The sequence below is a fragment of the Saccharothrix xinjiangensis genome, from assembly GCF_039527585.1.
GTDB classification, from domain to species: Bacteria; Actinomycetota; Actinomycetes; order Mycobacteriales; family Pseudonocardiaceae; genus Actinosynnema; species Actinosynnema xinjiangensis.
Genome location: NZ_BAAAKE010000085.1, coordinates 1 through 667 on the forward strand (window position 1 = coordinate 1; position 667 = coordinate 667).

A 667-nucleotide genomic window follows, 5' to 3' on the forward strand; every position below is an offset into this window, starting at 1 on the left:
GAGGAAAAAGGGGCTCCGCTGCCCACACAGCAGAGCGTGCTGCGGGTGATGCGCCGCCGTCCGCGCCTGACGCGTCCGGCGCGGGCACGTCTGCCGGTCGGGACCGTGCCGCCCGCAGGCGGCGTCGGAAGGCGCGGGCTGAGGCGGCCGGGCTCGGCCGGTCCCGGGGCGGGCTGAGCGGCAAAATCCATGCCGCGGTCGACGCCGCCGGGCTGCCGTTGGCGTTCGTGCTCACACCCGGCCAGGCCGCGGACAGCCCACAGTTCCAGACCGTGCTGGACCGGGTCCGGGTTCCCGGCCCGACCGGTCGGCCCCGCACCCGTCCGGACGCGGTGGCCGCGGACAAGGCGTACTCCTCCCAGGCCAACCGGGCCTACCTGCGCCGCCGCCGGATCACCGCCGTGATCCCGGAGAAGACCGACCAGCAGGCCAACCGCAAGAAGAAAGGCTCGGCCGGAGGGCGGCCGGTGTCCTTCGATCCCGCGCGCTACAGGCGGCGCAACACCGTCGAACGCTGCTTCCAGAAGATCAAGACATGGCGCGGCCTGGCCACCCGCTACGACAAAACACCGGAGAGCTACGAGGCCGGGCTGCATCTACGAGGAGCGATCATGTGGCTGAGAGCCCTGGCTTCAGCCACATGATCCGAACCTCAAACAGCTCCTAG

Annotated in this window: 1 protein-coding gene; it reads left to right on the forward strand. The window is 71.4% G+C overall.

Features of this window, described 5'->3' with window-relative positions; all coding sequences use genetic code 11:
* Positions 1-644, forward strand: a 644-nt coding sequence (locus ABD223_RS43330) for an IS5 family transposase (RefSeq protein ID WP_344044200.1), incomplete at its 5' end; no start/stop codon positions are given.
* Between the last annotated feature and the right edge of the window lie 23 nt (positions 645-667).